This window comes from Mesorhizobium sp. M7A.F.Ca.US.002.01.1.1 (assembly GCF_004022955.1).
Classification (GTDB): domain Bacteria; phylum Pseudomonadota; class Alphaproteobacteria; order Rhizobiales; family Rhizobiaceae; genus Mesorhizobium; species Mesorhizobium ciceri.
In genome coordinates, this window is sequence record NZ_RZQE01000622.1 from 1 (window position 1) to 2,799 (window position 2,799).

The 2,799-nt window shown below is 63.8% G+C and carries 2 protein-coding genes and 2 pseudogenes; all 4 read right to left on the reverse strand.

Features of this window, described 5'->3' with window-relative positions; all coding sequences use genetic code 11:
• Nucleotides 1-330: pseudogene (locus EN932_RS33040) on the reverse strand (phosphonate ABC transporter, permease protein PhnE); the annotation flags it as partial.
• A 57-nt stretch (nt 331-387) separates the two neighbouring features.
• The gene (gene phnD, locus EN932_RS33045; protein WP_127368394.1) at nt 388-1,296 is read right to left on the reverse strand and encodes a phosphonate ABC transporter substrate-binding protein; all 909 of its coding nucleotides are present in this window, start codon (nt 1,294-1,296) and stop codon (nt 388-390) included.
• Nucleotides 1,297-1,388: 92 nt separating this feature from the next.
• Nucleotides 1,389-2,246, reverse strand: coding sequence for a phosphonate ABC transporter ATP-binding protein (gene phnC, locus EN932_RS33050; protein ID WP_027161293.1), 858 nt, complete (start codon nt 2,244-2,246; stop codon nt 1,389-1,391).
• 373 nt (nt 2,247-2,619) lie between these two features.
• Nucleotides 2,620-2,799: pseudogene (locus EN932_RS33055) on the reverse strand (acetyltransferase); the annotation flags it as partial.

A 2,799-nucleotide genomic window follows, 5' to 3' on the forward strand; every position in this document is an offset into this window, starting at 1 on the left:
GTAGAAGCTGCCCCAGACATAGGAGCGGCCAAGCGGAAAATTGAATTCCTGGGTGCCGGTGTCATGCGGAGAAGCGATGTCGAACATCGCCCGCCAGACATCGTTCCAATCCTTGGGGACGAGCCAGCTCAGGAAATCCAGCAAATGCGGCAACCGGTCGAAGAAATGCCCGGCATTGGCCTCGTCGGCGAACCACATGGCGCTGCCGAGCGCGGTGATGAGCAGGCCGACACCGATGGCGGTGTAGAGCCGGCGCAAGGACGTCTGGCGACGCCAGGCGTCGGCCATCTGATGAGTGGCGCCGGAAGGGGCTGTCACGGAAAGGGTCATGATCGGACATGCAAGAAGGGCGGCGTTTTCTCGACGCCGCCCTTCCTGATTTCGCCGTTAGCCGCCGATGGCTGCCTTACGGGCTTCGACGATGACGTTGTAGAAGTCCGCCTTAACCGGGACGTAGCCGGTAAAGTCGCCGCCCTCGACGCCTTCGAAGCAAGCCTTGTCCTTCTTCGGCAACTGCGTGAAGAAGTCGGCGAGCTTGGCGGTCATTTCACTGCCGAGCGCGGTGCGCACGACCAGCGGGCCGTTCGGGATCAGACCCGAGCGCCAGACCTCGACGAAGTCGTTGGGGTCGACGGCGCCCTTGGCGACTTCCTTGTGAAAGGTGCCCGAGGTGTAGCCGTCCTTGAAGTCGCCGATGCCGGAAGAATCGTCCACCGCCACGTCGACCTTGCCGTCACGCACGGCCAGAACGTTGTTCTCGTGGCCGCCGTTGAACTGGGTCGAGGCGAAGAATTTTTCGTTCGAAGCGCCGGTATCCTTCGGGATCTGGGTCAGCGGGATCAGGTAGCCGGAGGTCGAATCCGGATCGGCGTAGCCGAGCTTCTTACCCTTGGCCGACTTGATGTCGGTAATGCCGGAGGATTTCAGCGCCAGGCCGATCGAATAATAGCCGGTGGCGCCGTCGGTCTGCTGGGTGGTGAGGATCGGGGTGACCGCCTTCGGGTCCTTGAGAGCGACGCTGGCGTAGCCGGAAGCGCCGAGTTCGGCGAAGTCGAGCGTGCCGCCGAGCAGGCCCTGGATGACGCCGTCATAGTCGGCGGCGGGGAACAGCGAGACCTTTTCGAAGCCGAATTCGGCCTTCAGATGGTCGGCGAGGCACTGGTAGTTGCGCAGCCGGTCGGATTCGTTTTCGCCGCCGAGAATGCCGACGCGAAATTCCTTCATGTCGGCGGCATGGGCCATGCTGGTCGCCATGGCGAGCACCGAAACGGCGCCAAAGACCATCTTCCTGAACATTGGATATTTCTCCTGTAGGTTCCGGCCCCGCGCCGGCAGCGTTATCGATTTTGACAGGTGCCCTTGACGTGGGCTGGCGATCCCAACCGCTCTCAATATCCCGGGAATGCGGGCTCGAGCGGTCCGGCGGATGCGGCGATCTTTCGGCTGAAGGCAACGCTGGTCGAGGTGATGGCCTCGGAGATTTCCTGGCCATTGCTGTCGGCGCCGTAGACGAGGCGCACCGCCTCGCGGTTGAGCTCTTCCGGCGGGCCGTCGAAGACGACCTTGCCGGCAGCCATGCCGATGATGCGGTTGCAGTAGGTCCGGGCGGTGTCCAGCGTGTGCAGATTGGTGACGACGGTGATGCCTTCGCGCAAATTGATGTCCTGCAGCGAATCCATCACCACCTTGGCGTTGAGCGGGTCGAGCGAGGCGATCGGCTCGTCGGCGAGGATCACTCTGGGCTGCTGCATCATGGCGCGAGCGATGGCGACGCGCTGCTGCTGGCCGCCCGACAAGGTGCCGGCGGGCTGCAGGGCGGTGCGGGCGATGTCGAGCCGCTCGAGTGCCGCGACCGCCTCGGCGCATTCGGCGCGGGAGAACATGCCGAACAGGTTGGTGATGGTCGAGCGGTGGTTCAGCTTGCCGAGCAGCACATTGGTCAGCACGTCGAGGCGCGGCACCAGGTTGAACTGCTGGAAGATCATGGCGCAGTCACGCTGCCAGCGCCGCAGCGGCGAACCGCTCAGTTTCGAGACCTCGGCGCCGTCAAAAAAAATCGACCCCTGGCTGGGATCGATGAGACGGTTGATCATGCGAAGAAGGGTCGATTTTCCGGCGCCCGAACGGCCGATGACGCCAACCATCTGACCCTGCGGGATCGCGATGTTGATGTCGCTGACGGCAGTGTTCTTGCCAAATCGTCGGGTGACACCGCGGATTTCGAGCGTGGCGGAATTTGCTGGCATGGCGGCAGGTTCCAGTCCGGACCATTGATCGTCAGGCATTCGCCTAGCGCAGCCACATGAACCTGCCGTGTCGCGTTGATGTCAGTTTTGTTACGCTCCACAGGCCGGAGTCTGCGGCCGGCCCAGGATCAGCAGTCGAAGGTGATGTGGAATGCAGGCCTGGCGAGCTGGCGCCGGTGGCCAGACGGCACCACTTGATGCGCATATACTCGCCCGTCGCGCGCCGGCGATGGCGAGGCCGTCCTTCAGGCGTTCCAGACAAGGGCCGTCATGGCGTCGATGCCGGTGTCGAGAGGCACGTCATGCGGATAGCAGGGGCGGGGGCGGTTTGCCCCCGCTGCCCAGCGTCAGTGACAGCCCGTTCCTGGCGTCGCTATCCGCCATATTTCTCCAAGAACGCCTCGGCCTCGAGCTCCCGGAAGTCATCCAACGCGGCCCGCAGCCTTGCATGGTCCCAGTCCCACCAGGCCAGCGCCTGGTAGCGTTCGGCCGTGCGGCGATCGAAGCGCTCGCGGATCGGCTTTGCCGGCACGCCGGCGACGATCCTATAGGG

What these genes read in the sequence shown, in the direction of transcription:
- phnD (WP_127368394.1), bottom strand. Translation starts at nt 1,296, where the DNA reads ATGTTCAGGAAGATGGTCTTTGGCGCCGTTTCGGTGCTCGCCATGGCG.
- phnC (WP_027161293.1), bottom strand. Translation starts at nt 2,246, where the DNA reads ATGCCAGCAAATTCCGCCACGCTCGAAATCCGCGGTGTCACCCGACGA.